This window comes from Rhizobium freirei PRF 81 (genome assembly GCF_000359745.1).
GTDB classification, from domain to species: Bacteria; Pseudomonadota; Alphaproteobacteria; order Rhizobiales; family Rhizobiaceae; genus Rhizobium; species Rhizobium freirei.
In genome coordinates this window covers 1-1,482 of sequence record NZ_AQHN01000024.1, presented here as the reverse complement: position 1 = coordinate 1,482, position 1,482 = coordinate 1, and the positions used below count along the sequence as shown (strand labels likewise).

The following is a 1,482-nucleotide window of genomic DNA, read 5'->3' as shown; positions in this document are numbered from 1 at the left end:
AACCTGGGTGGAGCTCAAGGCACCGACCTGGGCGGTCGAGAGGCCGGTGACGGACTTCGACGTTAGCGCACCGATTTGCGCGGTCGAGAGGCCCGCGACATTGTCGGTGGTCAGAGCGGCGACCTGAGTTGCATTGAACGTGCCGACCTGGGAGGTGCTGAGGGCACCGACCTGGGTGGAGGTGAGTGCGTGAACCTGCGTCGTCTTCAGGGCGGCGACTTGAGCCGTCGACAGGGCTGCAGCCTGGTCGGAGGAGAGCGCCGCGACATTGGCCGTGGACAGTCCGCCGAGTGCAACCGTATTGATGGCAGCGATATCGGCGGTCGACAGACCGGCGATTTCGGTGCTCGTCAAGGCACCGACCTGCGCGGCGTTGAGCGCGCCGACCTGAGCCGTGGTGAGGGCGGCAACGTTGGCCGAGCCGAGCACACCGACCTGGGCCGTGGTAAGACCGGCGATCGACTTGACGTTCAGCGCGGCGACCTGGGCGGTCGACAGGCCGGCGACATTATCGGTCGTCAACGCGGTTACCTGCGTTGCATTGAGGGTACCGACCTGAGCCGTGTTCAACGCGCCGAGCTGGGTGGATGTAAGGGCATGAACTTGTGTGGTCTTAAGCGCCGCGACCTGTTCGGTCCTCAAGGCGGCGGCCTGATCGGACGACAGGTTTGCGACATTGGCCGTGGACAGTCCGCCAAGGGCGGCGGTGTTGATGGCCGCGATATCGGCGGTTGACAGACCGGCGACCTCGGCGCTCGTCAAGGCGCCGATCTGCGCGGAGTTCAGCGCGCCGACCTGAGCCGTGGTGAGGGCGGCGACATTGGCCGAACCAAGCGCACCGACCTGAGCGGTGGAGAGGCCGGTAACCGACTTGGCGCTCAGCGCCGCGACCTGAGTGGTCGAGAGGCCGGCGACATTGTCGGTGGTCAGCGCAGTGACCTGAGTTGCGTTGAGCGTGCCGACCTGCGAGGCGCTGAGCGCCCCGACCTGGGTGGAGGTGAGCGCATTGACCTGGGTGGTCTTCAGGGCGGCAACCTGGCCCGTGGTCAGGGCGGCTGCCTGATCGGACGAGAGCGCCGCGACGTTGGCCGTCGACAGGCCGGCAAGAGCGGCCGTGCTGATCGCCGCGATGTCGGCGGTCGAGAAGCCGGCAATATCAGCAGTCGACAGGGCACCGATCTGGGCCGAGTTCAGGGCGCCGACAAGAGCGGGGCTCAGGGCCTCGACCTGGGTGGAGCTCAGGACGCCGACCTGGGCGGTCGAGAGGCCGGTGACGGACTTCGACGTCAGGGCACCGATTTGCGTGGTCGAGAGGCCCGCGACATTGTCGGTGGTGAGCGCCGCGACCTGAGTTGCATTGAGCGTGCCGACCTGGGAGGTGCTGAGGGCACCGACCTGGGTGGAGGTGAGTGCGTGAACCTGCGTCGTCTTCAGGGCGGCGACCTGAGCCGTCGACAGGGCTGCAGCCTGGTCGGAGGAGAG

Annotated in this window: 1 pseudogene; it reads right to left on the bottom strand. The window is 67.1% G+C overall.

Annotated elements, in window-relative coordinates:
• Window positions 1-1,482, bottom strand: a pseudogene (locus RHSP_RS07345) (beta strand repeat-containing protein); the annotation flags it as partial.